At 63.6% G+C, this 25,518-nt stretch carries 25 protein-coding genes; 12 read left to right on the top strand and 13 right to left on the bottom strand.

Annotated features, from left to right (window positions below; all coding sequences use genetic code 11):
• Positions 1–105 precede the first annotated feature (105 nt).
• Positions 106–609, top strand: a complete 504-nt coding sequence (locus tag OVA00_RS16630) for an Rrf2 family transcriptional regulator (RefSeq protein ID WP_060522333.1) — start codon at positions 106–108, stop codon at positions 607–609.
• A 34-nt stretch (positions 610–643) separates the two neighbouring features.
• Positions 644–1,108, top strand: a complete 465-nt coding sequence (locus tag OVA00_RS16625) for a carboxymuconolactone decarboxylase family protein (protein ID WP_034797125.1) — start codon at positions 644–646, stop codon at positions 1,106–1,108.
• A 96-nt stretch (positions 1,109–1,204) separates the two neighbouring features.
• On the opposite strand, the gene OVA00_RS16620 is transcribed toward OVA00_RS16625, so the two are convergent.
• On the bottom strand, positions 1,205–1,840 hold the full coding sequence (locus OVA00_RS16620) for a YitT family protein (RefSeq protein ID WP_034797123.1): 636 nt from the start codon (positions 1,838–1,840) through the stop codon (positions 1,205–1,207).
• Between the two features lie 106 nt (positions 1,841–1,946).
• Entirely contained in the window at positions 1,947–2,900 is a 954-nt protein-coding gene (locus tag OVA00_RS16615; RefSeq protein ID WP_268089341.1) for a methyltransferase, read from the bottom strand.
• A 162-nt stretch (positions 2,901–3,062) separates the two neighbouring features.
• On the opposite strand from OVA00_RS16615, the gene OVA00_RS16610 reads away from it, so the two are divergent.
• The 3 genes from OVA00_RS16610 (at position 3,063) to OVA00_RS16600 (ending at position 5,500) form a co-directional block, all read left to right on the top strand.
• Positions 3,063–3,329 carry a DUF6460 domain-containing protein gene (locus OVA00_RS16610; RefSeq protein WP_034797119.1) on the top strand — a complete coding sequence of 89 codons (267 nt, stop codon included), beginning with the start codon at positions 3,063–3,065 and terminating at the stop codon, positions 3,327–3,329.
• A 2-nt stretch (positions 3,330–3,331) separates the two neighbouring features.
• A complete protein-coding gene (locus tag OVA00_RS16605; RefSeq protein WP_268089340.1) occupies positions 3,332–3,835 on the top strand; it encodes a CAP domain-containing protein in 504 nt (167 codons plus the stop codon).
• Positions 3,836–4,144: 309 nt separating this feature from the next.
• Positions 4,145–5,500, top strand: a complete 1,356-nt coding sequence (locus tag OVA00_RS16600; protein WP_268089339.1) for an MATE family efflux transporter — start codon at positions 4,145–4,147, stop codon at positions 5,498–5,500.
• Here OVA00_RS16600 and OVA00_RS16595 read toward each other — a convergent pair.
• Together OVA00_RS16595 and OVA00_RS16590 are read right to left on the bottom strand one after the other, a co-directional pair.
• Positions 5,476–6,561, bottom strand: a complete 1,086-nt coding sequence (locus OVA00_RS16595; protein WP_060522330.1) for a quinone-dependent dihydroorotate dehydrogenase — start codon at positions 6,559–6,561, stop codon at positions 5,476–5,478. The two genes, OVA00_RS16600 and OVA00_RS16595, sit on opposite strands and share 25 nt — an antisense overlap.
• Positions 6,558–6,905: a DUF952 domain-containing protein gene (locus tag OVA00_RS16590; RefSeq protein WP_218684995.1), complete on the bottom strand. Its 348-nt coding sequence runs from the start codon at positions 6,903–6,905 to the stop codon at positions 6,558–6,560. Before OVA00_RS16590 ends, OVA00_RS16595 begins: the two co-directional genes overlap by 4 nt.
• A 169-nt stretch (positions 6,906–7,074) precedes the next feature.
• Between OVA00_RS16590 and OVA00_RS16585 the strand changes: the two genes are divergently transcribed.
• Together OVA00_RS16585 and OVA00_RS16580 are read left to right on the top strand one after the other, a co-directional pair.
• Entirely contained in the window at positions 7,075–7,494 is a 420-nt protein-coding gene (locus tag OVA00_RS16585) for a hypothetical protein (RefSeq protein WP_268089338.1), read from the top strand.
• A gap of 81 nt (positions 7,495–7,575) precedes the next feature.
• Positions 7,576–8,226, top strand: coding sequence for a response regulator (locus OVA00_RS16580; protein WP_034797087.1), 651 nt, complete (start codon positions 7,576–7,578; stop codon positions 8,224–8,226).
• A 62-nt stretch (positions 8,227–8,288) separates the two neighbouring features.
• Here the strand turns inward: OVA00_RS16580 and OVA00_RS16575 are convergent, their stop codons facing one another.
• On the bottom strand, positions 8,289–11,792 hold the full coding sequence (locus OVA00_RS16575; RefSeq protein WP_134885722.1) for a PAS domain-containing hybrid sensor histidine kinase/response regulator: 3,504 nt from the start codon (positions 11,790–11,792) through the stop codon (positions 8,289–8,291).
• A gap of 261 nt (positions 11,793–12,053) precedes the next feature.
• Here OVA00_RS16575 and mscL point away from each other — a divergent pair, with 261 nt between their 5' ends.
• Together mscL and OVA00_RS16565 are read left to right on the top strand one after the other, a co-directional pair.
• Positions 12,054–12,482 (top strand): large conductance mechanosensitive channel protein MscL, encoded by a 429-nt coding sequence (gene mscL / locus OVA00_RS16570; RefSeq protein ID WP_034797082.1) that lies wholly within the window; start codon positions 12,054–12,056, stop codon positions 12,480–12,482.
• 206 nt (positions 12,483–12,688) lie between these two features.
• A complete protein-coding gene (locus OVA00_RS16565) occupies positions 12,689–13,855 on the top strand; it encodes a pyridoxal phosphate-dependent aminotransferase (protein WP_060522328.1) in 1,167 nt (388 codons plus the stop codon).
• A 32-nt stretch (positions 13,856–13,887) separates the two neighbouring features.
• Here the strand turns inward: OVA00_RS16565 and OVA00_RS16560 are convergent, their stop codons facing one another.
• The 8 genes from OVA00_RS16560 to OVA00_RS16525 all read right to left on the bottom strand — a co-directional run bounded on the left by OVA00_RS16560 (position 13,888) and on the right by OVA00_RS16525 (position 21,755).
• Entirely contained in the window at positions 13,888–14,196 is a 309-nt protein-coding gene (locus OVA00_RS16560) for a chorismate mutase family protein (RefSeq protein WP_034797078.1), read from the bottom strand.
• Positions 14,197–14,647: 451 nt separating this feature from the next.
• On the bottom strand, positions 14,648–15,652 hold the full coding sequence (gene cydB / locus OVA00_RS16555) for a cytochrome d ubiquinol oxidase subunit II (protein WP_090295002.1): 1,005 nt from the start codon (positions 15,650–15,652) through the stop codon (positions 14,648–14,650).
• Entirely contained in the window at positions 15,642–17,069 is a 1,428-nt protein-coding gene (locus OVA00_RS16550; RefSeq protein WP_113506182.1) for a cytochrome ubiquinol oxidase subunit I, read from the bottom strand. Before OVA00_RS16550 ends, cydB begins: the two co-directional genes overlap by 11 nt.
• A gap of 271 nt (positions 17,070–17,340) precedes the next feature.
• On the bottom strand, positions 17,341–18,510 hold the full coding sequence (locus tag OVA00_RS16545; RefSeq protein WP_268089337.1) for a M20 aminoacylase family protein: 1,170 nt from the start codon (positions 18,508–18,510) through the stop codon (positions 17,341–17,343).
• A 1-nt stretch (position 18,511) separates the two neighbouring features.
• Complete coding sequence (locus OVA00_RS16540; RefSeq protein ID WP_034797068.1) at positions 18,512–19,336, bottom strand: ABC transporter permease; 825 nt, start codon at positions 19,334–19,336, stop codon at positions 18,512–18,514.
• A complete protein-coding gene (locus OVA00_RS16535; protein ID WP_034797065.1) occupies positions 19,333–20,058 on the bottom strand; it encodes an ABC transporter permease in 726 nt (241 codons plus the stop codon). The genes OVA00_RS16540 and OVA00_RS16535 overlap by 4 nt, the downstream gene beginning before the upstream one ends.
• 104 nt (positions 20,059–20,162) lie before the next feature.
• Positions 20,163–20,945: a transporter substrate-binding domain-containing protein gene (locus OVA00_RS16530; protein ID WP_268089336.1), complete on the bottom strand. Its 783-nt coding sequence runs from the start codon at positions 20,943–20,945 to the stop codon at positions 20,163–20,165.
• A 36-nt stretch (positions 20,946–20,981) separates the two neighbouring features.
• Entirely contained in the window at positions 20,982–21,755 is a 774-nt protein-coding gene (locus OVA00_RS16525; protein ID WP_034797059.1) for an ABC transporter ATP-binding protein, read from the bottom strand.
• 285 nt (positions 21,756–22,040) lie between these two features.
• On the opposite strand from OVA00_RS16525, the gene OVA00_RS16520 reads away from it, so the two are divergent.
• Genes OVA00_RS16520 through OVA00_RS16510 form a run of 3 tightly spaced genes read left to right on the top strand, consistent with a single transcriptional unit; the run spans position 22,041 to position 25,476 of the window.
• The gene (locus OVA00_RS16520) at positions 22,041–22,664 is read left to right on the top strand and encodes a TetR/AcrR family transcriptional regulator (RefSeq protein ID WP_060581878.1); all 624 of its coding nucleotides are present in this window, start codon (positions 22,041–22,043) and stop codon (positions 22,662–22,664) included.
• A gap of 17 nt (positions 22,665–22,681) precedes the next feature.
• Positions 22,682–23,872: a pyridoxal phosphate-dependent aminotransferase gene (locus tag OVA00_RS16515; protein ID WP_250806150.1), complete on the top strand. Its 1,191-nt coding sequence runs from the start codon at positions 22,682–22,684 to the stop codon at positions 23,870–23,872.
• A complete protein-coding gene (locus OVA00_RS16510) occupies positions 23,869–25,476 on the top strand; it encodes a 5-guanidino-2-oxopentanoate decarboxylase (protein WP_268089335.1) in 1,608 nt (535 codons plus the stop codon). Before OVA00_RS16515 ends, OVA00_RS16510 begins: the two co-directional genes overlap by 4 nt.
• Positions 25,477–25,518: the final 42 nt, after the last annotated feature.

The following is a 25,518-nucleotide window of genomic DNA, read 5'->3' as shown; positions in this document are numbered from 1 at the left end:
TAGATCAAATCCGCCAAAAGAGAAGCCTGTCCGATGGGTGCAATCACAGGCATTGACTCTCGGTCTAATCATAGATAAGAATTATCCACGATTAAGGAGCCGCCCATGAAACTCGGTGACGGGGTCGAGCAGGCCATTCACAGCGTGACGATGCTGAGCTGTCTTCAGCCGGGCAGCACCCTGTCGGCGGCCGCTCTTGCCGAGTTCCATGGCGTCTCTACGAGCTATCTCTTGAAGCACCTGCAGGCGATGTCCGGTGCCGGACTGCTGGAGGCAGTTCCGGGTCCTAAGGGCGGTTACCGGCTCGCGAAGACGCCGGAGAAGATTACCTTGCTCGATATCGTACTTGCGGTCGAAGGCCCGGAGCCGGCGTTCCGCTGCAACGAGATCCGGCTGCGCGGTCCCAATCCCTATGCCTGCAAGCCGACCGCGCCCTGCACCATCAATGTCGCGATGCTGAGAGCCGAGCAGGCCTACCGCACCGAACTCAGGCGCGTGACCATCGCCAGCATCCTGGATGACCTCAACGCCAAGGATGACGGCAGCGTATGGGCGCGAACCGAAGCCTTTCTGGCGATCAACGAGCGCAAATCGTCCGCCAGCGCCTGACCCCCATCAACCCGTTAAGCCCAAGGAGAAGTCCATGCAGCCGCGTTTCAACTTCGTTCAAGCCGCTCCCGATGCCTACAAGGCCGCGGCCGCCTTCGACAGCTACATCGTCAAGGAATCCGGCCTGGAGCCGCGCCTGATCCACCTGATCAAGCTGCGCGCCTCGCAGATCAACGGCTGCGCCTATTGCATCGACATGCATGTGAAAGAGGCGCGCCACACCGGTATGAGCGAGCAGTGGATTCACCTGATCTGCGCCTGGCGGGAATCGCCGATCTATGACGCGCGTGAGCGCGCCGTGCTCGCTTGGACGGAATCGCTGACCAACCTTGCCCAGACCGGCGCACCCGACGCGGATTTCGAGCCGCTGCGCGCGCACTTCAGCGAGGCTGAAATCACCAAGATCACCATGGCGATCGGCGTCATCAATGTCTGGAACCGTGTCGCTGTCGGCCTGCGCTCGCAGCATCCGGTCGATCAGCCGGTCAAGGCCGCCTGATATCGCGTGAGGAACTTCCAGCTAGCCCCGAGGTCCGCTTCGGGGCTAGCTGCTCTGCATCCTAGAGCATCCGCGTTCAGATGAACGCACGGCGTTCTAGAGCGCGATGTAACGATCAGCGCGGTGGTTGATGGCCACGAACAGGTTCAAGACGACAGCACCGAGTACCGACCAGGCAACGACGGTGGGCGAGGTCACGCCGAAGGCGAAGACAAGCACCACCATGTCGATCGCAAGCTGCACGAGGCCGGCGCGAATGCCGAAGCGCTCCTGCAGATAGATGCCGAGAATACCGACGCCGCCGAGGCTGGCGCGGTGGCGGTAGAGCGCAAGCAGGCCGTAGCCGAGCAGAAGTCCGCCGAGCAGGGCCGCCCAAGCCGGCTGGATCGTGCCGATCTGGAAAAGGCGCGACTGGATGTCCGTCAGGAACGAGGTCACGCCAATGGCGATGAAGGTCTTGACCGTGAAGGCCGGGCCCAGCCGCTTCAGCGACAGGTAGAAGAACGGCAGGTTGAGCAGGAAGAAGGCGAGGCCGAAATTGATGCCGAAAGCATAGTGCAAAAGGAAGGCGACGCCCGCCGTGCTGCCGGTCAAAAGGCCGGCGCTTGCGAGGAAATAGAGGCCGAGCGCCGCAATCAGGCTGCCGGTAAAGATGCCCTGCAGGTCCTCGACGGCGGAGTGCCGGGTCGGGCTGGTGTTCCAGAGACCGAAAACGCTGCTGATCTGGGCCATGGCAAATCCTCGATTGCGATGGCTTGAGCAATGCTGCAATGCACAACAACAATCAAGAAAAATATGTCAGTTATGCTGACCTATTTTTGCGACTCTGCCTTGCGTTTTATGCAGGCTTGCGCGCCAGGAGCAGGATGCCGAAGACTGGCTCTCCCGCATCCATGCGGATGACCGAGTGCTCCATGGCCACAAGCTCCAGTCCATGCGTTGCGCAGAGGCCGCGGACATAGGTCTCGCTGTGAGCGTAGCGCAGCGACGGCCGCAGCAGGAACTCCTCCCCATCGCCGGCGTCCTCCACCGAGAACGCAAAATGGCCCTGAGGGGCGAGCAGGCGCGTGGTGATGTCGAAGACACTGTCGAGATTGCCGAGATACATGAGAACGTCGGCGGCGCTGACGAGATCGGCTCGGGCGGTGGCGAAGTTGCCGAAGATGCCGGAAACCTCCGGCGAAAGAGAGAGATCGGCGCGCGCCAGCCGATCGTAGGTGGATTTCGCCTCGGCCTTGGCGAGCATGTTGATGGAGATGTCGAAACCTTCGAGGAACTGTGCCTGATCCCGGATGCGCTCGCCGAAGAGGCCGGTGCCGCAGCCGAGATCCGTCACATGCTCGAAGATGAGGCCTCCCGTGTGGCTTTGCCCGATATGACTCTGAATGAGGGCTGCGAGCTTCTGCGGCACGGTGTAGCCGAGCTTTTCCACCAGGGCCTTGTCGAAGCGGTCGGCATAGTCGTCGAAGAGGCGCTCGACATAGAGGCTCGGGGGCTGTTCGGGCATGGCCGCAGCGCCAAGCAGAGCCAGTTTCAGGCCGGCGCCGAAGATATCCTGGGGGCTGAGCGCCAGCGTTTTCCTCAGCGCTTCGATCGCCGCCTCTTTCCGGCCAGATTTTTCTTCATAGTCCGCGAGCCGAAACCAGCCGGCTGCCCAGTTGGGTGCCTGTTCCAGCGCTTGCGCCATGAGTTCGGCCGCACTTGCGGGCTCGCCGCCCTCGGCAAGCATTTTTGCGTAGTCGGCGCGGCGGTCGGCGATCAGGTCGCCGGAGGAGAGCTGGTTGAGCGTCATCAATGTGAGATGTTGGTTGCGATTAGCGCTTCTGACGCCGGATGCCGCAAAATACAAGCGGAATCTGGCGCGATCGGAAGCGCGGGCCGTGCCCGCCGGGGCCGGTGACTTGCGACGCTGCCGATCGCGGCTTATGTGAAGACAAACAGGAGAAGTTCGCTGATGTCGGACGGAATGAACAGATTCTTGGGTGACTCGCCGCTGCGTGTGCTGGTCAAGCTCATCGTGGTGTCGATCCTCGTCGGCTTCGTGATGAGGATGTTCGGCTGGTATCCGACCGATATCTACTTCGCCGTCCGCAACTTCCTGCTCGACCTCTGGTACACCGGCTTTGCAGCGCTTGGTCGGGTGGGCGACTATCTGCTGCTCGGCGCCGTGATCGTCGTGCCGGCCTTCGTCATCCTGCGCGTCCTGAACTTTCGGCGTTGACGATGCAGGACCGCCTTCGTCTGATCGAACGCCGCGGCCTGCTGCGTGCGACCGCCATCCTCTCGCTCGGCGCCCTTGCCGGCTGCACGACGTCCAAGGTGCTGATGCCCGAAAGCGGCACCGGCAGCGACCAGACGGCAGCGAGCCTCGGTTATGTCAACAAGCTGCGCAAGGGCAAGGGCCTGACCGAGCTCGTTGCCGACCATGCGGCGTCCGTCGCTGCGATGAACCAGGCGGCGCGCATGGCCAAGGCCGGCAAGATGCAGCACCTGATCGGCTGGAACGACAGTTTCTACGACCGCATGAAGGGCCAGGGCGTGACGCTTCCGGCCGCCGAAAACATCGCCGTGGGCCAGGACGATGCCGAACGCGCCTACGACGCCTGGTACAGGTCGCCCAAGCATCTCGAAAACATGCTCGGCAATTACCGTGGCCTGGGCGTTGCCGTCGCGCATAACGCAGCCTCCGGCAACCGTCCGTTCTGGGCGATGGTACTTTCGGGCTGATAGCGTCCACATTCGTATGGAACTGCGCCCCTCATCCCCCTGCCCGGACAATCTCCCCGCAGGCGGGGAGAAGGAGGCTTGCCGCGCCCTTCCAATTCACTGTGACTGATATCCGGACTTTCCTTCGGTCGATGCCGGGGGTGACGTTGCGTTCGCCACGTCCCCTCTCCCCGCTTGCGGGGGAGAGGGCTAGGGTGAACGGCTCTTGCCGCATTGGGACGTTTTCGCCGAGCTGCACGACGCGCTTGCATCCCCCCATGCTCATTCCCTAAAACGGTCATCTCTCACCTACCACGCCCGGACCGTTCGATGACCGCCTCTTCCGCCTCGCCGAGCGACGCTGCCGGCCCGTTCCATGTCACCCATCGGCTGATCCTGGCGATCGCGCTGCCGATGACGCTCGGCTTTCTGACGACGCCCTTGCTAGGCCTCGTCGATACTGCCGTTGTCGGCCGCATGGGGCAGGCAACCTTGCTGGCGGGCCTTGCCGTCGGCGCCATCCTGTTCGACCTGATCTTCACCAGCTTCAACTTCCTGCGGGCAGCGACCACGGGCCTGGTTGCCCAGGCCTATGGCCGCGGCGACCGGCGCGAGCAGCAGGCGGTGTTCTGGCGCTCGCTGATCATCGCGCTCGTTTGCGGCACGATCAGCCTGCTCGTTTCGCCGGTGCTTTTGTCCGGCGGCCTCTGGCTGATGGGACCGGAGCCTGAAGTGGCTGATGTCACCAGCACCTACTTTCTCTGTCGCATCCTTTCGGCACCGGCGGCGCTTGCCAACTACGCCATCCTTGGCTTCGTGCTCGGCCGCGGCGAAGGCACCATCGGCCTGATGCTGCAGACGTTGATCAACGGCATCAACATCGTGCTGTCGATCCTGCTCGGCCTGGTGTTCGGCTGGGGTGTGATGGGAGTGGCGCTCGCAACCGTTACCGGAGAGGTGATCGGCGCGCTCGTCGGCTTTGCCATCGTCTGTGGCCGCTTCGACCGCAAGGATGCGCCAAGCTGGGCCGAGATCTTCGATCGCGAACGGCTGAAGCCGCTCTTCGGCCTCAACCGCGACATCATGATCCGCTCGTTCCTGCTTCTGGCCGCCTTCACGCTGATGACCCGCATCGGCACCGCCTTCGGGCCTGTGACGCTTGCCGCCAATGCGGTGCTGATGACGATCTTCCTCGTTGCCGGCTACTATCTCGACGGCCTTGCCAATGCGGCGGAACAGCTCATCGGCCGCTCGATCGGCGCCCGTTACCGCCCGGCCTTCGACCGTGCGCTGCGGCTGACGGCGGCCTGGTCGCTGGGGCTTGCACTGGTGACGACCGTTGCCTTCCTGCTGTTCGGCGGCAGGCTCATCGATCTTCTGACGACGGCCCCGGATGTTCGCGCGGCGGCTTACGAATATCTGCCCTGGGCGGCAGTGACGGCGATGACCGGCGCGCTCGCCTTCCTGATGGACGGCGTCTTCATCGGCGCCACCTGGTCGCGCGAGATGCGCAACATGATGCTGGCGGCCTTTGTCGGTTATGCCGCAGCGCTCGCCGTGCTGGTCCCCGCCTTCGGCAATCATGGCCTGTGGGCGGGGCTCAACCTGTTCCTGTTGATGCGCGGGCTGTTCCTCTTGTCGCGGATCCCGATGAAGGCGCGTCAGACGTTCCTGCCGGCCCAGTAGTCGAGACGGCTGTCGCGGATATCGCGGATCGAGGTGAGACGCTCGCGCTCACAGAGATCCGAGAGGCCACGTACGATGCGGCCCGGCAGGGCAGGGCCCTCATAGACCATGCAGGAATAGAGCTGAACCAGATCGGCGCCGGCGCGGATCTTTTCGGCCGCGGTTTCGGCCGAGCTGACGCCGCCAACGCCGATGATAGGCAGCTTCGGGCCGACACGCTTGCGCATGCGGGCAAGTACCGCCGTCGACTTTTCAAACAGTGGCTTGCCCGAGAGGCCACCGGACTCCTTCGCTTGGGCCTGATCCTTGAGGCCGTCGCGCGAAAGCGTCGTGTTGGAGACGATCAGGCCGTCGAGATTGTGTGCCAGCACTTCGGCAGCGATATCGTCCATGCCTTCTTCGGTGAGATCGGGCGCGATCTTCAGGAAGACGGGAACGCGGCGATTGCTGCGCAGCGCCTCTTCGTCGCGCGCGGCAAGCACCGCCGACAACAGGGCGGCGAGGCTTTCGCGCGCCTGCAGGTCGCGCAGACCCGGCGTGTTCGGCGAGGAGATGTTGGCGGTGAAATAGCGGGCGACCGAGTAGAACGTATGGATGCCGCTGACATAGTCGGCGATGCGGTCGGCGCTGTCCTTGTTGGCGCCGATATTGACGCCGATCAGCGCATCGCGCGAACAGGCCTTCAGCCGGGCCAGCGCTGCGCCATGGCCTTCATTGTTGAAGCCGAGGCGATTGATCACCGCTTCGTCCTCGACCAGGCGGAAAATGCGCGGCTTGTCGTTGCCTGCCTGCGGCTTCGGCGTGACGGTGCCGATCTCGGTGAAACCGAAGCCGATCTTCAGAAGTGCTTCCGGCACCTCTGCATTCTTGTCGTAGCCGGCCGCCATGCCGATCGGGTTCGGAAAAACGATGCCAGCGACTGTCTGCGCAAGCCGCTTGTCGGCCCTGGCGGGACAGTTCGGCACGAGCCCGGTCTTCAGCGCCTTGATCGAAAGGCCGTGCGCGGCCTCCGGATCGAAGAGGAAAAGGCCGCGGCGGGCAAGGCTGGTCAGCGGGTTCATGCATCAAGTTCCGGGAAGATATGCGCGCCGTCAGCGCCGAGCGGCAGGGGCTTTTCCCAGAGAACGGCCGACAGGAAGAGGGGGGCATAGAGATGTGGGAAGAGGGCGCCGCCGCGCGAGGGTTCATAGACCAGCTCTTCGCCAAGTGCGTCGCCGTCGACGGCGACCAGAAGCAGGCCTTCCTGTCCCTCGAAGTAGCGCGCTGCCGTCTCGACCACCTGTTCACCGGTCGAAAAATGGACGTAGCCGTCGGCGAGATCGACCGGCGCGCCGTCGAAGCGTCCGCTGCGCTTGGCTTCCTGCCACAGCAATGCCGGAACGATTTTGTAGATGATGGAACCCATGGTGCCCGTCTGTCCCCGTAATCTTCTGTCGTGGCCTTGCCGTAAATATCGGCGATTGTCCATCGCAGAAGGACGACGATTCGCGCATAATCGGCGGTGAAGACCGATTTCGCTCTTCTCGTTCGCGCACATGTGATGTTCCGACAAGGATCGTAACGGAGAAGATGTCATGAAAAACGCTGCTGCCATACTTCTGCTCGGTACCGGATTGGCTCTGGCCGGCGGCGCCAGCGCGCAGGATCCGTCCCCCGGACGCTACAGCATGCAGAAGTCCGACACCGGTATCGCCCGGCTCGATACCCAGACCGGCGAGGTATCGCTCTGCCAGGAGAAGGACGGCCAGTTGGTGTGCCGCATGGCCGCCGACGAGCGGGCCGCTTTTGAACAGGAGTTGGACCTCCTGACGAAGCGGGTCGAGGCTTTGGAAAAGACGGCCAAAGCCGGTGAAAGTGTCGCAAAACAGGACCTTCCGGCTGAGGAAGAGATTGACCGGGCAATGGGCATCATGGAAAGAATGATGCGTAGGTTCATGGATATCGTGAAGGATCTCGAAGGCAGCGACCCCGCTCAGGAGCCGCAGAAGACCTGAGTTTCCGGATCGGCCATGCGGGATGCGGATCGGCGCGTGGGGGCGTGCAGATTTCAGCCCGGGCTCTTGGGAGGGAGCAGCATGACACCGGACATGACCATCATCATCGCGGACGACCATCCGCTGTTTCGGGGCGCAATGCGCCAGGCACTGAGCGGCGTGGACGGCGCGCCCGCCATCGTCGAAGCCGGCGATTTCGCAGCCGCGCGCAAGGCGGCGGCCGACAACCCTGACGCCGATCTCATGCTGCTCGACCTGACCATGCCCGGCGTCAGCGGGCTTTCCGGTCTGATCGCACTTCGCGCCGAATTTCCGAGCCTGCCGGTCATGGTGGTTTCCGCCCATGACGACCCGGCGACGATCCATCGCGCGCTCGATCTCGGCGCGTCCGGCTTTCTTTCGAAATCGGCCGGCATCGAGGAAATCCGCGAGGGGATCGAGAAGGTGATGGCCGGCGAGGTCTTCGTTCCCGCGGGCTACGACCAGGCCCAGGAATACGAACCCGAGGTCGCCGATCTGCTCCAGCGCCTGCAGACCTTGACGCCGCAACAGTCCCGCGTCCTCAGCATGCTCGGCGAGGGCCTGCTCAACAAGCAGATCGCCTACGAACTCGGCGTCTCCGAGGCGACGATCAAGGCGCATGTCTCGGCAATCCTGCTAAAGCTCAATGTCGACAGCCGCACCCAGGCGGTCATCCAGCTTTCGAAGATCGGCACCGTCGCCGCCGCCTGATGCGGCCGGCCTTGGCTTTGTGATTTCTCTCGTCCCAGGCGGCCCCACAACGTGGGAGCCGTTCATTCCGCAGCCGTTCGTGCCGCCGTCGAAAGTTGCGTCAGCCAGGCGCGCATCGCCGCCGGGCGCACCGGCTTGTTCTGGATCGCGATGCCGTCGCGTTCGGCCGCGGCGCGCACTTCCGGCGAGCGGTCGGCCGTCACGAGCAGCGCCGGCGTCGCTTCGCCGGTCGATGCCCGAATGCGGGCGACCGCCTCGATGCCGGTCCCGTCGTCGAGGTGATAATCGGCGATGACGGCGTGTGGCTTCTCGCCGGGCTCCACGCCGAATTCTGAACAGGCAGAAAGCGATTCCGCCGTACTCACGATACAGCCCCAACCTGACAGCAGCACCCGCATACCCTCGAGGATCCGAGGTTCGTTGTCGATGCAAAGCACCCGCAGGCCGTTCAGCGCCTCGCTTGCCTTGCTCTGTGGCACCGGACGGACAGCGACCCGTTCGCCGGCGCTGGCATCAAGTGGCAGGGTCACCTTGAAGCCCGTGCCCTTGCCGGGCGTCGATTGCAGGCTGACGGGATGGTTGAGCACGCGCGAGATGCGGTCGACGATCGAAAGGCCGAGCCCAAGACCGGACGCCGTGCGGGCGCCTTCGTCGAGCCGGGCGAATTCCTTGAAGACGGTGCGGAACTTCGACTGGGGAATGCCGATGCCGGAATCGAGCACCTCGATCGTCGCCATGGCGCCATGCCTGCGCACCCCGACGAGCACCTTGCCGGCCAGGGTGTATTTGATCGCGTTGGAGACGAGGTTCTGGACGACGCGGCGCAGCAGGTTCGGATCGCTGCGCACGACGAGCGATGTCGGCATGATAATGAGTTCGAGATCCTTGGCCCGCGCCATCGGGGCGAAATCCGTCTCGATCCTTCTGAGCAGCTCGTTGAGCGGAACGGACTGTATCCGCGCCTTCATGGCGCCGGTGTCGAGGCGCGATATGTCGAGCACGGCACCAAGGATGGCCTCGACCGATTCCAGCGAGGAATCGATGTTTTCGACCAGCGTGCTGTTGTCGGACTCGCCGAGCCGCTCGACGAGCGACGAGGAATAGAGGCGGGCGGCGTTCAGCGGCTGCAGGATATCGTGGCCGGCGGCGGCGAAGAACCGCGTCTTGCCGATATTGGCCTCTTCCGCGGCCGCGCGCGCCTCGGCGAGCTCCCGGTTCACCCGGGTCAATTCGCCGGTGCGCTCGGCCACGCGCAGTTCCAGTGTCTCGTTCGCCTGCTTCAGCGCCATGTCGGCGGCGACGCGCTGGGTGATGTCGGTATAGGTGGTGACGATGCCTTTGTCGGGCATGGCGTTGGTGCGCACTTCGATGATGCGCTCGCCGTTGCCCAGTTCGAGCAGGAAGGGTTTGTCGAGCGTCAGGAAGTTGGCGATCAGCCCCTTTTCCTGATCCTTGCGAATATCGCCGCGCTTGGTGAGGATCGAGACGATATCGGCAAGCGGGAAGCCGACCTGGCCGGCTGCCTCCGGCAGGTCGAGAAGCTGGCGGAAGCGCCGGTTCCAGATGATCAGGTTGTTGGCATTGTCGAAGACGGCGATGCCCTGGTCCATCTGCGAGAGCGCAGTCTGCAGCATATCCTGATTGTATTGCAGCGCCTCACTCGCCTGGTCGAGCAGCCAGGCCGTCTCGGACGATGTGTCGTCGCCGCGCTGCAGCGCCAGGGAAAGCACCAGCCGGGCGGAGGACGAGCCGATGGCGCTGCCGAGCAGTTGCTCGGAGAAATGCACCACCGCCATGTCAGCTGGCGCATTGTCGTCCAGCCAGCGGCCGGTCTGGCGCTCGTACGTATGGAACGAGCGCTGCATGCGCTCAGCACCCATGTAACGGGCGATCGTCGCCTTGAGGTCGCGCACCGTGACCTTGGTCTTGCGGCCGCGAAAGGCGCCTTCGGTTCGCGACCGCCGGGTGATGAACACGCCGGCCTGGAAGCGTTCGATCGGCTTCGGTGTGCGGGTCAGCGATCCGAGAACATAGGTGGCGCAGTTGACGAGCAGGCTGAGCGCCGTCGCGTTGACCAGCGGATCGGCGTTGGGGCCGGAGAAGAGGTCGGTGAACGGCAACAGGAAGCTTAAGATCGTCGTCGCCACATGGGAATTGTCGGGTCCGCCAAGGCTCGGCAGGAAGAGCAGATAGGCCCAGACGAGGAAGCCCGAGACCATGCCGGTGATCGCGCCGCGGGCATTGGCCTGTCGCCAGATGAGGCCGCCGAGCAGCGCCGGCGCCATCTGCGAGATGGCGACGAAAGACAGAAGGCCGAGCGAGGCGAGGCCGGCGCTGATATCGGCGGAGCGGTAGTAGCCATAGCCGAGCAACAACACCACGAAGATCGCCGAACGGCGAATGTTGAGCAGCGTTCCCGCGAGGTTTTCCTGCAAGCCGCCGCGCTGGCTGAGGTTGCGGCGCAGGAACACCGGCATGACGATATCGTTGGAGATCATGATCGACAGCGCCACGGATGCGACGATCACCATCGCGGTCGCCGCCGAAAAACCGCCGATGAAGGTGATCAGCGTCAGCACCGGCAGGCCGTTGGCGAGCGGCAAGGTCAGCAGGTAGAGATCCGCGTCGCCGGAACCGGAAAAGGTGAGGATGCCGGCTATCGCGATCGGCAGCACGAAGAGATTGATGCCGATCAGGTAGAGCGGAAAGAGGATGCCGGCGGTGCGAAGCTCGCCTTCGGTGCGGTTTTCGACGACCGTCACGTGGAACTGCCTGGGCAGCATGATGATCGCGAAAGCCGACGTGACGATCAACAGCACCCAACGGGCGATAGGGGTCTCGTAGGAGAGCGCCGACTGCACGGCGGGGCTCTCTGCCGCCAGCGACCACAGGTGAGCCGGTCCGTTGAATATGACGAAGACGATGTAGAAGCCGGCGGTGACAAGCGCGACCAGCTTGACCAGCGATTCCATAGCGATCGCAAGGATCAGCCCGTCCTGGTGCTCCGTTGCGTCCGTATGGCGCGTGCCGAAGACGATGGCGAAGCAGGCGAGAAACAATGTGACGAGCAGGGGAAGATCGACGTAGCTCTGCCCGGCGCCGATGCCGTAGTCGCTGGTGTTGATCATCGCTGCGACCGAGCTCGAAATCGCCTTCAGCTGCAGCGCGATATAGGGAATGGCGCCGACCAGCGAGATCAGCGCGACGATGGCGGCCACCGCCGGGTTCTTGCCGTAACGCGCGGCGATGAAGTCGGCGACGGAGGTCAGCTTCTCGGTTTTGGCCAGCCGGATGATCTTGCGGATCAGCGGCATGCCGAGCGTGAACATCAGGATCGGGCCGATATAGATGCCGGTGAACTCGAGTCCGCGTTCGGCAGCAAGGCCGATGCCGCCGAAATAGGTCCAGGAGGTGCAATAGATGGCAAGGCTCAGCGCATAGACGAGCGGTCTGCCCTTCAGCGCAGCGCTGTTCCTCCTGGCCCGCCGGTCGCCATAGCTAGCCACTGCAAACAGCAGCAGCAGATAGGCGAAGGCCGAGGCAAAGATGACCGAACCCGAAAGCATGCCTCATTCCTCCAGGGCGGAGCATAGGACAAGTCCGCCGGGTTGAGAATTGCCTGCCGCATGAGTCTTAAGTTCAAGGCTCGACACGAGAAATCGGTGTCCAGCACAGGCTGCCTTCCCGTTCCTGCTCCATCCGCTGCCAATTGACCAAAGGCAAAGAAAGGTTTTCTCGCTGCCCGCTTTGGTTTAGTTTCCGTAAACGCTTGCAGCGCGGGACAGCGCCGCCAGCCGTTTTCAAACGGGGATAATACGGAGAGATTTATGCTGAATGAGTTCAAGGAGTTTATTGCCCGCGGGAACGTGATGGATCTCGCGGTCGGTGTCATCATCGGCGCCGCCTTCAACAAGATCGTAACGTCGGTCGTCGAGGACCTGGTGATGCCAATCGTCGGTGCGCTGACCGGCGGCGGTTTCGATTTCTCCAATTATTTCCTGCCGCTCTCGGCGAACGTGACGGCGACGTCTCTCGCCGCCGCCCGTCAACAGGGTGCCGTCTTTGCCTATGGCAACTTCATCACCGTGCTCATCAACTTCCTGATCCTTGCCTGGATCATCTTCCTGATGATCAAGGCGGTGAATCGCATGCGCGCTTCGATGGAGAAGAAGAAGGACGAAGCACCGGCCGCGCCCCCGCCGGAAGACATTCTGCTTCTCGGTGAAATCCGCGACCTGCTGAAGCAGCGCGCGTGACTTTCCTCGCGGCCCTGGCTTCGCCGGGGCCGCGAAACATCACAAAAATCGATAAACCGGTCAGATAAAGTCGCGTGATCGCCTTGGCGAAAGCGGCTAGAAGCAACGGGCGAACTGGAGCGATCGATACGCGCTCTAGTCCATTGGAATCTTTCACGATGATCTAAAGGCCGCGGCCTTTAACGTCGTGCATCCGGAGCCCGCCGATGACCATCCTCAGCACCATCAGTCCCCGTGCGCTTTCGGCACCCGAAAGCGGCATCGTCGAGGTGGTGAACTATGCCCGCGGGCGCGATGGCCTGATCCCGCTGTGGGTCGGAGAAGGCGACCTGCCGACGCCTGCCTTCATCAGCGACGTTGCGCGCGATGCGCTTGCCGGCGGCGAGACCTTCTACACCTGGCAGCGCGGTATCCCGCCGCTGCGCGAGGCACTGTCGCGCTACTATCAAAGGCGCTTTCAGAAGTCGCTTTCGCCCGAGAATTTCTACGTCGTCGGCTCCGGCATGCAGGCGATCAAGCTCTCGATCGAGGCGATCGCCTCGCCCGGCGACGAGATGGTGCTTCTGACGCCGGCGTGGCCGAACTTTGCCGCCGCCGCCGATCTCTCCGGCGTTCGCCCGGTCTCGGTGGAGCTTCGTTTCGAACACGGCAAATGGCAACTCGATCTCGATCGGCTGCAGGCGGCGATCGGTCCGAAGACCAAGGCGCTGTTCATCAACACGCCGTCGAACCCGACCGGCTGGACCGCGACCCGCGACGAACTGGCCGCGATCCTGACGCTGGCGCGCAGGCACGGGCTCTGGATCATCGCCGATGAGATCTACGCGCTCTATTATTATGGCGGCGCCCGCGCGCCGTCCTTCCTCGACGTGATGGAGGAAGGCGACCGCATCCTTTTCGTCAATTCCTTCTCGAAGAACTGGTCGATGACCGGGTGGCGTGTCGGCTGGATCGTGGCTCCACCCGCGATCGGCCAGGTTCTCGAAAATCTGGTGCAGTATTCGACCTCGGGTGTCGCCCAGTTCATGCAGCGCGGTGCCGTCGTGGCGCTCGACGAGGGCGACGCCTTTGTCGATGCCAATGTTGCCAAGGCGGCGAAGAACCGGGACGTCTTCTGCGACGCGCTGATCGCCACCAACCGGGTGGAAACGCTCAAACCCGACGGCGCGCTCTATGCGTTCCTGAAGATCGACGGCGTCACCGATTCGCGCGCGGCGGCGATCGACATCGTCGACAAGACCGGCGTTGGCCTGGCGCCGGGAACGGCGTTCGGCGACGGCGGCTCGCTGTTCATGCGCGCCTGCTTCCTGCGTGATCCGGGCCACGTGAAGGAAGCGGCGGACCGTCTCCAGGGTTACATTCTCGGGCGCTGACGGCCGTAGATTGAAAGAGCGAGGCGGCGAGGTTATTCGTCGCCGGTTTCGCCAAGCAGCTTCTGCTCATGAGCGATCGCGTGGCCGATCAGCCGCGCCCAGATGTCTTCGTAAAAATCAGGATCGAGGTTGACGCGGGCAGCGTTCTTGCGGGCATTCTCGCGCACTTCCATCACCCGCGCCGGAATGTCGGCCTTCAGTTTCAGCGGCGCCTTGATCTCGGCCGCGCGGTCAATATAGCCCCAGCGCTCGGCAAACAGCGCCATCAGCGCCTGGTCGAGACGGTCGATCTCGGCACGCACGTCGGCCATGGTTTCGCATTGCGCGGGGGTTTTCTGCATCTGTCTCGTCCAATTGCCTGGATGCGGCCAAGCGCGGGCCCAGGATGTTCGAGCGTCCCTCGGCTCTCAGCAAGCGGGGCGCTTCTGCGGCGCACTGCTAACAAACGGCGAGCTATCTTGGAAGGGGCAACAGGGTCGCAGCCGGCGACCCTTGAGGTGGTCACCTCAGCAGGCGATCGCTTTGCAGGGGAGGAGGGTGCGGTCCTGTCTCCGTCTGCGGCGATCGCCTGCTGACGTGTTAAGGGAAGTTAGCCGGCCAAGCTTGAGCGAGGCTTTTTAGAACGGGATGAGGAAAAGTGTCTGCGGTTTTCCGCCCGCATCCCGCTCCAATGGATCGACTACGTTCCGATCATCAGCTTGATCGCAAGGCCGACGAGGGTGACGGCCGCCACCCCCGCGCACCAGAGGCTGACGAACCAGAGAAGCTTGCGGCCGGTTCCTGTTTCGCTGGTCAATGGTAGCCCTCCTCCGGATCGACCTTGCCGCGGAACACCCAGTAGGAATAGGCGGTGTAGGCGAGAATGATCGGCACCAGCACCAAAGCGCCGGCAAGCAGGAAGGAGAGGCTTTCTTCAGGCGCGGCCGCGTCCCAGATCGTCAGCGATGGCGGCACCATATAGGGGTAGAAACTGATGCCGATGCCGGCATAGCCGAGCACGAAGAGGCCCAGTGCGGCGATGAACGGCCGGCTGTCGTGGCGCTTGCGGATACCCGTGATCAGCGCATAAAGGCAGCCGAGAACGAGCGCCGGCACGATGACGCTGAAGATCGCCGTCGGATAGCCGAACCAGCGGTCCAGATACTGCGGCTCCAGGAACGGCGTCCACAGGCTGACGATGCCCATGGCGGCGACGGTGGCGAAGGAGCATTTGAGCGCGAGGTCGCGGGCCCGGTCGGCAAGGTCGCCGTGGGTCTTCATCACAAGCCAGGTGGCGCCGAGCAGCGCATAGCCGACGACGACGGCGATGCCGGTCATGATCGAGAACGGCGTCAACCAATCCCACCAGCCGCCGACATAGGCACGGTTCTCGACCGGAATGCCCTGGACGAGCGCGCCAAGCGTGATCCCTTGCGCGAAGGCGGCCAGCATCGAGCCGCCGGAGAAGGCCCAGTTCCAGAGATATTCGGCCCGCCGCGTGCGCCAGCGATACTCGAAGGCGACGCCGCGGAAGATGAGGCCGATCACCATGGCGATGATGGGCGCGTAAAGTGCGGGCAGGATGGTCGCGTAGGCCAGCGGAAACACCGCCATCAGGCCGCCGCCGCCAAGAACCAGCCAGGTCTCGTTGCCGTCCCAGACCGGGGCGACGGAATTCATCATCACGTCACGGTCGTGCTTCTCGGGGAAGAACGGGAAGAGGATGCCGACACCGAGGTCGAAGCCGTCGAGAATGACATAGGCGAGCACCGCAAAGGCGATGATGCCGGCCCAGATGAACGGCAGATCAAACTCCATGATGGCCTCCCTTGGTGTTCGCATGGCTGCTGTGGATGGCGGGGCCCGGCATGATGCCGGAACTGCGCAATGGTCCTTCGCCGAGTTCCGGCATCGGATCGCGCGGCAATCGCGCCATCAGCCGGAGGATGTAGAAGGTGCCGGCACCGAAGACGAAGAAATAGACGATGATGAAGGCGATCAGCGAGGCGGCGACCGCGGGTGCCGCGATCGGTGCCACTGAGTTTGCCGTCAGCAGATGGCCGTAGACGGTATAGGGCTGACGGCCGACTTCGGTCGTGACCCAGCCCGCGAGCACGGCGACGAAGCCGGCGGGCCCCATGGCGATCGCGGCACGGTGCAGCCAGACATTGCTGTCGAGCGTGCCGCGATAGCGACACCAGAGCGACCAGAGCCCGATGCCGAGCATGGCGAAGCCGAGGCCGACCATCACCCGGAATGACCAGAACACGATACCAACAGGCGGGTGAAGTTCTTCCGGGATCGTATCGAGACCGGCGAGCGGCGCGTTCAGGTCATGCTTCAGGATCAGGCTCGAAAGCTTCGGGATCTCGATCGCGTAATCGACGCGCTTTTCAGGCGAGTTCGGAATGCCGAAGAGGATGAGCGGCGCGCCGTCCGGATGGCTCTGGTAGTGCCCCTCCATCGCCATCACCTTGGCCGGCTGGTGCTCCAGCGTGTTGAGACCATGCATGTCGCCGGCGAAGATCTGGATCGGCGCGACGATCGCCGCCATCCACATTGCCATCGAAAACATCTTTTGCGCCCGCCGCGGCGCCGTCTTGCGGATGAGGTGCCAGGCGCCGCAGGCGCCGACGACGAAGGCGGTCGTGAGATAGGCCGCCAGCACCATATGGGTGAGGCGATAGGGGAAGGAGGGGTTGAAGACGATCGCCCACCAGTCGACCGGGACGAACTGGCCCGCCTCGTTCATTGCGAAACCGGCCGGCGTCTGCATCCACGAGTTCGCCGAAAGGATCCAAGTGGCCGAGATCAGCGTGCCGACGGCGACCATGACGGTTGCCAAGAAATGCAGCTTCGGCCCGACGCGGTTGAGGCCGAACAGCATGACACCGAGGAAGCCCGCTTCGAGGAAGAAGGCGGTCAGCACCTCGTAGCCCATCAGCGGCCCGATGATCGGCCCGGCCTTGTCGGAAAAGACGCTCCAGTTGGTGCCGAACTGATACGACATGACGATGCCGGAAACGACGCCCATGCCGAAGGCGACGGCAAAGATCGTCTTCCAGAAATTGAAGAGTTCGAGATAGACCTCGTCCTTCTTCCACAGCCACAACCCTTCGAGCACCGCGAGGTAACTCGCAAGCCCGATGGAAAAGGCGGGGAAGATGATGTGGAAGGAAACGGTGAAGGCGAACTGGAAGCGAGCGAGCAGGGTCGCATCGAAACTCTCAAACACGGGCGCAATCCTTTCAGACACGCGGATGCGACGCCTCACGGAAGCGTAGGCCGCAATGCTCTGGCTGCTGCATCATTTGTCCGGTGACCGATCGTCGATCAGGGAACCTGTCTTGGCCTCTGGCCGAGGCAAATGCTGGGGTTGCACCGGCTTTTCAGCATGCACTTGAATCTGCGCCAAATTTGCCAAACGTCAATGACAGCGCGTCCGCCACGTTGTCACACTGCGGCAATGTTGCGCTGCGGCATATTGGCGAAAGGTGAGCGGGATATCAGCGGCGCGCGAGATAGGCCTCGGCAAGCTCCGTCCAGAAAGCCGCGCCGATCGGCAGCAGGTCGTCGTTGAAGTTGTAGCCGGGGTGATGCAGCGGCCTGTCGTCGTCGCTGACCTTCGAGCCGAGGAAGAAGTAGGTCCCCGGCCGCTCCTTCAGCATATAGGCGAAATCCTCGCTGCCCATAAAGGGGCGGGCGAGATCGACCACCTTGTCGGCGCCGGCGAAGCGGACCGCGAGATCGCGGACGAAGTCCGTCTCAGCCTTGTGGTTGATCGTCGCATCGTAGCTGCGCTGGTAGTCGACGGTCGCGCGCATGCCGAAGCTCGTCGCCTGCGCCTCGGCGATCATGCGGATGCGGCGTTCGAGTTCGTCGCGCACATCGGGCTCGAAGGAGCGGATACCGACGACGATCTCGGCGCGTTCGGGAATGATGTTGCTGGCCGAGCCCGCATGGAAGGCGCCGACGGTGACCACAGTCGGATCCATCGGATGGATGTTGCGCGAGACGATCGATTGCAGCGCCATGACGATCGAGGCGCCGCAGACGATGGGATCTGCTGTTTCCTGCGGCTCCGCGCCATGCCCGCCGCGTCCATGCACGGTGATGCGCGCCTCGTCGACTGCGGCCATGATCGGGCCTTCTCTAAGGGCGAACTGGCCGAAAGGCAGACCCGGCTCGTTGTGAAGCGCGAAGACGGCGTCGCAGGGAAACTGATCGAACAGGCCCTCGTCCATCATGATCTTGGCGCCGCCGAAATTCTCCTCGGCCGGCTGGAAGATCAGGTGGATCGTGCCGTCGAAATTGCGCCGCTCGGCAAGCACGCGGGCAGCACCCAGCAGCATCGTCGTGTGGCCGTCGTGGCCGCAGGCATGCATGAGGCCCGAGGTCTTGCTGGCATAGTCCAGCCCGGTCTCTTCCAGGATCGGCAGCGCATCGATGTCGGCGCGGATGCCGATCGAGCGCTTGCCGGTGCCGTTCCGGAGCGTGCCGACGACACCGGTCTTCGCAAGCCCCGTTGTTACCTCATAGCCGAGACTTTCGAGGTGCTTGGCGATGAAGGCGGAAGTGCGCGTCTCCTCCAGTCCGAGTTCCGGATGCGCATGCAGGTCGTGGCGAATGGCGACGAGTTCCGGCATGGCGTTGGTAATCGAGGGGGAAAGCTTCATGTCAGGCACCGCGGGTTGGTATGCGATTTTCGAAGGTGCGGAAAGCCACCACCAGAATACCGGTGAGGCACATGTAGATGAGCGCGAGCAAAAGCAGCGGTTCGTAGGTGAGGAAGGTTTCCTGCCGCACCTTGGAGATGACCGCATAGACGTCGACGACGGTCACGGTCGCGACAAGTGGCGTCGATTTCAGCTGCAGCACCGTTTCGCCGTTGAGCGTTGGCAGAGCCCGATGGATGGCGCGCGGCAGCCAGATGCGGCGGAACATCGTCCAGCGGCCCATGCCATAGGCCTTCGCCGCCTCAAGCTCGCCGTTCGGAACGCCGGCAAAAGCGCCGCGCATGACTTCGCCCTCATAGGCCGCAAACGAAATGGTCAACGCCGCCACGCCATAGGGCCACGCTTCGCGCAGGTAAGGCCAGAGGAAGGACTGGCGGATCGCCGGAAACTGCGGGAACAGCGAGCCGAGACCGTAATAGAGCAGCCAGAGCTGCAACAGCAGCGGCGTGCCGCGGATCACGGTACAAAACACCTTGGCCGGCAGTTTCAGGAACCAGGGGCCGGTGACCTGCACGAGGCCGATCGGCACCGCCAGCAGGAAGCCGAGGATGGCGGTGCTGAACAGCATCATCAGGCTGACGAGGATGCCCCAGCCAAGCCGTGGCAGGTAGCGCGGCAGCCAGTCCCAGCGCATGAAGACGGCGACGGCGACGACGAAGGCGGCAAAGACCAGCATCATGAGGATGCGGTGCGGCAGGAAGAAGCTCTTCGCCGTCGGCAGGTCTTCGGGCGTAAACGCAACGGCGTGGGTGGTTTCGTCGGTCATCGGCTCTCCGCAAAACCGCGTCGGGCATGGCGTTCGAGCATGCCGATGAAGACGTTGGAGATGAGCGTCAGCGCCAGGTAGAGCGCGCCAGCCGCCAGGAAGAACAGGAGATAGGCCTTGGTCGTGCCGGCCGCCTGGCGGGTGACCAGCGTCAACTCGCTGAAGCCGACGACGGCGAGAAGGGCCGTGTCCTTGGTGGCGATCAGCCAGAGATTGGAGAGGCCGGGAATGGCATAGGGCAACATCGCCGGCAGGGTGATGCGGCGCAGAACCATGGCCGGCGACATGCCATAGGCGCGCGCCGCCTCGATCTGCCCGGCGGGCACCGCCTTGATCGCGCCGCGCAACACTTCGGTCGAATAGGCACCCTGGACGACGCCGATGACGAAGATGCCGGCCATCAGGCCGCTGATGTCGACCGGGCCAACCGAAAACAACGCCAGAACCTGATTGAGGAGGTCGGTGCCGGCATAATAGAGCAAGAGGATCAGCACCAACTCGGGCACTGCACGCACGACCGTGGTGTAGCATTCGAGCAGATCGCGCAGGACTGGGCCGCCATAGAGCTTGCCGAATGCACCGCCGATGCCGAGCGCCAGGCCGAGCGTGAAGCCGCCGACGGCGATCTGGATGGAATTGAAAAAGCCTTGCAGCAATACGCCGCCCCAGCCGGGTGCTGAAAGCGAGAGCAGGCCCCAATTGATGAGGGAATCCGCAGCCATGCGTCGTCGAGCTCCGATGGCGCCGGCCGGCGATCGCTGCAGCGCTGCGGTCTTTGTCAGACGCGACAAGCGCTGCGACGGTTCGATCGCCGGCCGATCGCGCCTTATCCGCCGTAGATGTCGAAGTCGAAGTACTTCTTCGAGAACGTATCGTAGGTGCCGTTGTCGCGGATCGCCTTGATGGCGGCGTTGATCTTGTCCTTGAGCTCGGTTTCGCCCTTGCGCAGGCCGACGCCGACACCCGGGCCGATCACGGCGACGTCTTCGGCAACGTCGCCCTTGTATTCACAGCATTCCTTGCCCTGGTCGGTCGCCAGAAACGCCTTGAGCGCGATGGCATCCGCCTGCACCGCATCGAGGCGGCCGGCGGCGAGGTCGTTGTTGGCCTCGTCCTGCGTCTGGTATTCCTTGACCTCGACGCCCGCCGGCGCGAAGTGCTTTGCGGCATAGGCCTGGTGGACCGTCGAGACCTGGACGCCGAGCGTCTTGCCCTTCAGCCCTTCCGGCGAGGAGTTCATATCGACGCCCTTGGTGCCGATGATGCCGGTCGGGGTGTTGTAGTACTTGTCGGAGAAATCGATGGTCTTCAGGCGCTCGTCGGTGATCGACATCGAACTGATGATCATGTCGATCTTCTTCGACGTCAGTGCCGGGATGATGCCGTCCCAGGCAACGGGCGTCAGCACGCATTCGAGCTTGGCCTCGGAGCACATTGCGTTCATGAACTCGACTTCCCAGCCTTCCCATTTGCCGCTGGCGTCAGGCGCTGTGAACGGCGGATAGGGCTCCGCTGCGACGCCGACCTTCAGCGCTTCCGCCGACGCCGCGACGCCGCCGCTCACGGCGATCGCCGCCGCAACGGCCAGGACTTTCAATGCCTTCTTCATGCTGTTCCCCTTTTTGGTTGTTTAGCATTCAGGAATTCAGTGAATGGAACTGATGAACTTCTTGAGTCTTTCCGATTTCGGTGCGCCGAAGATGGCCTCAGGCGGGCCCTGTTCTTCGATCACGCCGTTGTGGAGGAAGACGATGTGGTTGGCGACGTCGCGCGCAAACTTCATCTCGTGGGTGACGAGGATCATCGTGCGCTTTTCGCGCGCGAGGTCCCCGATGACAGTGAGAACTTCGCCGACGAGTTCGGGATCGAGTGCCGAGGTCGGCTCGTCGAAGAGCATGACGAGCGGCTGGATGGCAAGCGCCCGGGCGATCGCGGCACGCTGCTGCTGGCCGCCGGAAAGGAAGGCCGGGTAGGCGTCGCGTTTCTCGTAGAGGCCGACGCGTTTCAGCAGGGTTTCGGCGGTGGCGACCGCTTCCGCCTTCGGCTTGCCGAGCACATGGATCGGGGCCTCGATGACGTTTTCAAGGATGGTCATGTGCTGCCAGAGATTGAAGCTCTGGAACACCATGCCGAGCTGGCTGCGGATGCGCTGGACCTGTTTGCGGTCCTCCGGCACCAGGCCGCCGCGACCGTCGGATTTCATCCGGATCTTTTCGCCATGCACGCTGACGCTACCGGCGGAGGGGAGTTCGAGGAGGTTGATGCAGCGAAGGAAAGTGGATTTGCCGGAACCGCTGCCGCCGATGATGGCGATCACGTCGCCCTGCTTCGCTGTGAGCGAAACTCCCTTCAGCACTTCCAATGGCCCGAAACGCTTGTGCAGGTCAGTGACCGCGATTGCCTGGGCCGCATCCGTCATCGGCGCGCCGCTCCCATGGCTCTGCGAGCTTTTTCTGTCAGCATCGAAACAGTTCCCCTGTCGTCTTCCGTGCGGCATCTTTGGCCTGTCACGGGTTTTTGTTGGCCGGCATGGTTGCACTTGTGCCGCTATTGTTCAAGCGTATAATAATAGACGTCGTCGATTTTTTGACGCCCGCCGATCGTTCGATTTCCCGTAGGAGCCGCCCATGCCGCCGTTCTGGCCGAAGCCTTTGCCGACCGCGCCTGAACAGCATTTCGCGCCGGTTCGAGAGCAGAGTGCCGCATGAACAGACGCAGTTTTCACCGCGCGCCGGAAGGCGAGCGCCGCCAGGAATTGATCGAAGCGACGCTCGACTGCATCTCGGAATTCGGGCTGAAGGGCGCAACCGTTCGGCAGATCGCAATCCGCGCCGGCGTGACCGCCGGGCTGGTGCGCCACTACTTCGAATCGAAGGACCAGATGGTTGCCGAGGCCTATCGCGCCGTCATCGCCTCGCTCACCGAAAAGGCGAGCAAGGTCGAGGGCGATCCGGAAACCCGGCTCCGGGATTTCATCGCGATCAACCTCACCGAGCCGGTGGCAGACAGCCGCAGCATCTCGCTCTGGGCCGCCTTCATCAGCCAGGTCCGGGTCGATCCGGTGCTGTCGGAGATCCACCGCGAAGGCTATCTCGCCTTTCGCAATTCGCTGCAGGAACTGCTTGCCGATTTCCTTGCGACCAAAGGCAAGCCGGCCGACGCCGAAACCTGCCGGGCCTTCGCCATCGCCATCAATGGGTTGGTCGACGGCCTCTGGGTCGAGGGCTGCCTTGCCGGCGATCTCTTTCGCGAAGGCGAGCTCGTCGCCATCGCCATGTCTTCGGTCGAAGCGCTGCTCGGCACGAAGATCGGAACTGCAAAACAATGAAAACGGGAGAAAGCACCATGCGCTACGCGTCCATCACCGAACGTCTTGCCGATCTTGGTTCGGGCAAATGGTCGCTGCATATCCGTGCCCGCCAATTGAAGGCGAGTGGTGCCGACATCATCGAACTGACGATCGGCGAACCGGATCTTCCGCCGGACCGCGCCCTGCTCGATGAATGCCAGCGCGCGATGAATGCGGGGCGCTATCGCTACTCCAACGGCCGCGGTGAACCGACGGTCGTGGCGGCCGTCGCGGAGAAATACCGTCGTCGCCGTGCCGATGTGACGAACGAGAACGTGCTCTGCTTCCCCGGCACGCAGACGGCTCTCTTCGCCGTGATTCTCGGGTTGGCGGAGGCCGGCGATGCCGTTCTCGTCGGCGATCCGCTCTATGCGACCTATGAAGGCGTGATCCGCTCGACCGGCGCGCATCCGGTGCTGGTGCCGCTGAAGCCGGAATTCGGCTTCCACATGCAGGCCGAAGATCTGGAAAAAGCGATCACACCGGAGAGCCGCGTGCTGCTGCTGAATACGCCACACAATCCGACCGGCGCCGTGCTGACGGCGGAAGAAATTGCCGCGATCGGCGAGGTCGCGCGCCGTCACGATCTCTGGATCGTCTGCGACGAGGTCTATGAGGAGCTGGTGTTCGACGCCGTCTTTGCCTCGCCCTTCGACAATCCGGATCTCGCCGAACGCACGATCGTCGTCTCGTCGATCTCCAAGTCGCACGCCGCGCCCGGCTTCCGCAGCGGCTGGGCGGTCGGCCCGGTCGAGTTCACCGAGCGGCTGCTGCCGGTCTCCGAAACGATGCTTTTCGGCACGCAGCCCTTCATCGCGGACATGACGGCCTATGCCCTGACGCATGACATAGATACGGCGCGCCGGATGCGCTTGTCCTACAAGTCGCGGGCAGAGCAGATCGTCGCCGGCCTTGCCGGGGCGCCCGGCATCGAGGTGTTCGCGCCGGAAGCCGGCATGTTCATCTTGATTGATGTTTCCGGAACCGGTCTCGACGGCGATGCGTTTGCCTGGGCGCTGCTCGAAGAAGAGGGGGTTGCCGTCATGCCCGGATCGTCCTTTGGCGATGAAGCACAGAACTATCTGCGCGTCAGCCTGACCGTGCCCGATGGTGCCATCGACGAGGCCTGCCGCCGCATCAAGGCCCTTGCCGAACGGGCCAGCCTGCGCAAGGAGCGCCGCGCATGACCATGGAAAGAACGGTTGGAGAAGTCCTGGTCGACCTGCTCGAGGCCAATGGCGTCGAGGTGGTTTTCGGCATTCCCGGCGTGCACACGGTCGAGCTCTACCGGGGCCTCGCGGCATCCAAGATCCGCCACGTGACGCCACGGCATGAACAGGGCGCCGGCTTCATGGCCGACGGCTATGCCCGCGTCAGCGGCAAGCCGGGCGTTGCCCTCGTCATCACCGGGCCTGGCCTCACGAACACGATCACGGCGATGGCGCAGGCGCGCCAGGATTCGATCCCGATGCTGGTGATTTCAGGCGTCAATCGCCGCGATTCGCTCGGCCATGGGCGCGGCCTGCTGCACGAGCTGCCCGACCAGCACGGCATGATGAAGACGCTGGCGCTCTATTCGCACACGCTCCTCAATCCGGAAGACCTGCCTTTCGTCGTCGACCGCGCCTTCTCGGTGCTCGTCTCCGGTCGGCCGGGACCGGTGCATATCGAGATCCCGACCGACGTGATGTCGGCGAAGATCACGCCGCAGGCGCTGCGGCCGGCAACGGCCACCCGGCCGCGCTCCGACAGCGAGACGCTGCAGCGCGCGGCGATCCTCTGCGCCGACGCCTCGCGCCCGGTCATCATCTGCGGCGGCGGCGCGCTGACGGCGGAGGCGGAAGTTGCGGAGCTTGCCGAAAAGATCGGTGCGCCCGTCGTCACCACTGTCAATGCTCGCGGCATGTTCTCGGGCAGTCCCTTGAGGGTTCCTGCGAGCCCCAGCCTGAAGGCGGTGCGGTCGCTGCTGAAGGAGGCCGACCTGGTGCTGGCGCTCGGCACCGAAATGGGCCAGACCGACTACGACATGTATGCCGATGGCGGCTTTCCGGCCCTGCGCAACCTGATCCGCACCGACATCGATGCGGCGCAGCTCGCGCGCGGGCCGCATGCGGCGCTCTCCATCCTCTCCGGCGCCAAGGCGGCGACGGCGGGCATCCTCGCCTTGCTCCCCGGTCATGCTGCGAAGGATGGCGCGGGACGGGCCGAAACGGCGCGGAGGGCGGCGCTGAAGGAACTGACGCCGAAGATGCGGGCCGAGATCGGCATCATCGACACCATCTACAAGGCCCTGCCGGATTGCACCGTCGTCGGCGACTCGACCCAGGCCGTCTATGCCGGCAACCTCTACTGTGATGCACCGCGGCAGCGTAGCTGGTTCAATTCGGCGACCGGTTACGGTTCTCTGGGCTATGCGCCGCCAGCAGCCGTCGGTGCAGCCGTCGCCGATCCGTCTCGGCCGGTCGTCTGCCTCGTCGGCGACGGTGGCTTCCAGTTTTCGCTCGCTGAAATCGGGTCTGCCGTCGATGCGCAGGCGCAGGTCATCTTCCTCGTCTGGAACAATGACGGTTACCAGGAAATCGAAAGCTACATGGTCGATGCCGGCGTTACGCCGGAGGGCGTCAAGCCTTCGGCGCCGGACTTCCTGATGGCGGCGAAGGCCTATGGCGTCGAGGGACGGCGGCTTGCTTCCGTCGCCGATCTCTCACAGGCGCTCGCCGAGGCGGCGAAGCGCAAGGGACCGTCGCTTATCGAGATCCACGAGCGGCGAACGAGCGGCATCACGGCCTGAGCAACGACAACCACGAAACGGGCCGGATTTGACTTTTCCGGC

The sequence above is a fragment of the Ensifer sp. SL37 genome, assembly GCF_026672675.1.
GTDB classification, from domain to species: domain Bacteria; phylum Pseudomonadota; class Alphaproteobacteria; order Rhizobiales; family Rhizobiaceae; genus Ensifer; species Ensifer adhaerens.
This window is presented reverse-complemented; position numbering and strand designations above follow the sequence as displayed.

Excerpts from the sequence above, each read along its gene's own strand:
- OVA00_RS16630 (WP_060522333.1), top strand. The coding sequence starts at position 106 with ATGAAACTCGGTGACGGGGTCGAGCAGGCCATTCACAGCGTGACGATG.
- OVA00_RS16615 (WP_268089341.1), bottom strand. The coding sequence starts at position 2,900 with ATGACGCTCAACCAGCTCTCCTCCGGCGACCTGATCGCCGACCGCCGC.
- OVA00_RS16575 (WP_134885722.1), bottom strand. The coding sequence starts at position 11,792 with ATGCTTTCGGGTTCGGTCATCTTTGCCTCGGCCTTCGCCTATCTGCTG.
- OVA00_RS16610 (WP_034797119.1), top strand. The coding sequence starts at position 3,063 with ATGTCGGACGGAATGAACAGATTCTTGGGTGACTCGCCGCTGCGTGTG.
- OVA00_RS16535 (WP_034797065.1), bottom strand. The coding sequence starts at position 20,058 with ATGGCTGCGGATTCCCTCATCAATTGGGGCCTGCTCTCGCTTTCAGCA.
- OVA00_RS16530 (WP_268089336.1), bottom strand. The coding sequence starts at position 20,945 with ATGAAGAAGGCATTGAAAGTCCTGGCCGTTGCGGCGGCGATCGCCGTG.
- OVA00_RS16600 (WP_268089339.1), top strand. The coding sequence starts at position 4,145 with ATGACCGCCTCTTCCGCCTCGCCGAGCGACGCTGCCGGCCCGTTCCAT.
- OVA00_RS16545 (WP_268089337.1), bottom strand. The coding sequence starts at position 18,510 with ATGAAGCTTTCCCCCTCGATTACCAACGCCATGCCGGAACTCGTCGCC.
- OVA00_RS16540 (WP_034797068.1), bottom strand. The coding sequence starts at position 19,336 with ATGACCGACGAAACCACCCACGCCGTTGCGTTTACGCCCGAAGACCTG.
- OVA00_RS16585 (WP_268089338.1), top strand. The coding sequence starts at position 7,075 with ATGAAAAACGCTGCTGCCATACTTCTGCTCGGTACCGGATTGGCTCTG.
- OVA00_RS16590 (WP_218684995.1), bottom strand. The coding sequence starts at position 6,905 with ATGGGTTCCATCATCTACAAAATCGTTCCGGCATTGCTGTGGCAGGAA.
- OVA00_RS16515 (WP_250806150.1), top strand. The coding sequence starts at position 22,682 with ATGCGCTACGCGTCCATCACCGAACGTCTTGCCGATCTTGGTTCGGGC.
- OVA00_RS16625 (WP_034797125.1), top strand. The coding sequence starts at position 644 with ATGCAGCCGCGTTTCAACTTCGTTCAAGCCGCTCCCGATGCCTACAAG.
- mscL (WP_034797082.1), top strand. The coding sequence starts at position 12,054 with ATGCTGAATGAGTTCAAGGAGTTTATTGCCCGCGGGAACGTGATGGAT.
- OVA00_RS16520 (WP_060581878.1), top strand. The coding sequence starts at position 22,041 with ATGAACAGACGCAGTTTTCACCGCGCGCCGGAAGGCGAGCGCCGCCAG.
- OVA00_RS16595 (WP_060522330.1), bottom strand. The coding sequence starts at position 6,561 with ATGAACCCGCTGACCAGCCTTGCCCGCCGCGGCCTTTTCCTCTTCGAT.
- OVA00_RS16525 (WP_034797059.1), bottom strand. The coding sequence starts at position 21,755 with ATGACGGATGCGGCCCAGGCAATCGCGGTCACTGACCTGCACAAGCGT.
- OVA00_RS16565 (WP_060522328.1), top strand. The coding sequence starts at position 12,689 with ATGACCATCCTCAGCACCATCAGTCCCCGTGCGCTTTCGGCACCCGAA.
- OVA00_RS16605 (WP_268089340.1), top strand. The coding sequence starts at position 3,332 with ATGCAGGACCGCCTTCGTCTGATCGAACGCCGCGGCCTGCTGCGTGCG.
- cydB (WP_090295002.1), bottom strand. The coding sequence starts at position 15,652 with ATGGAGTTTGATCTGCCGTTCATCTGGGCCGGCATCATCGCCTTTGCG.
- OVA00_RS16510 (WP_268089335.1), top strand. The coding sequence starts at position 23,869 with ATGACCATGGAAAGAACGGTTGGAGAAGTCCTGGTCGACCTGCTCGAG.
- OVA00_RS16580 (WP_034797087.1), top strand. The coding sequence starts at position 7,576 with ATGACACCGGACATGACCATCATCATCGCGGACGACCATCCGCTGTTT.
- OVA00_RS16560 (WP_034797078.1), bottom strand. The coding sequence starts at position 14,196 with ATGCAGAAAACCCCCGCGCAATGCGAAACCATGGCCGACGTGCGTGCC.
- OVA00_RS16620 (WP_034797123.1), bottom strand. The coding sequence starts at position 1,840 with ATGGCCCAGATCAGCAGCGTTTTCGGTCTCTGGAACACCAGCCCGACC.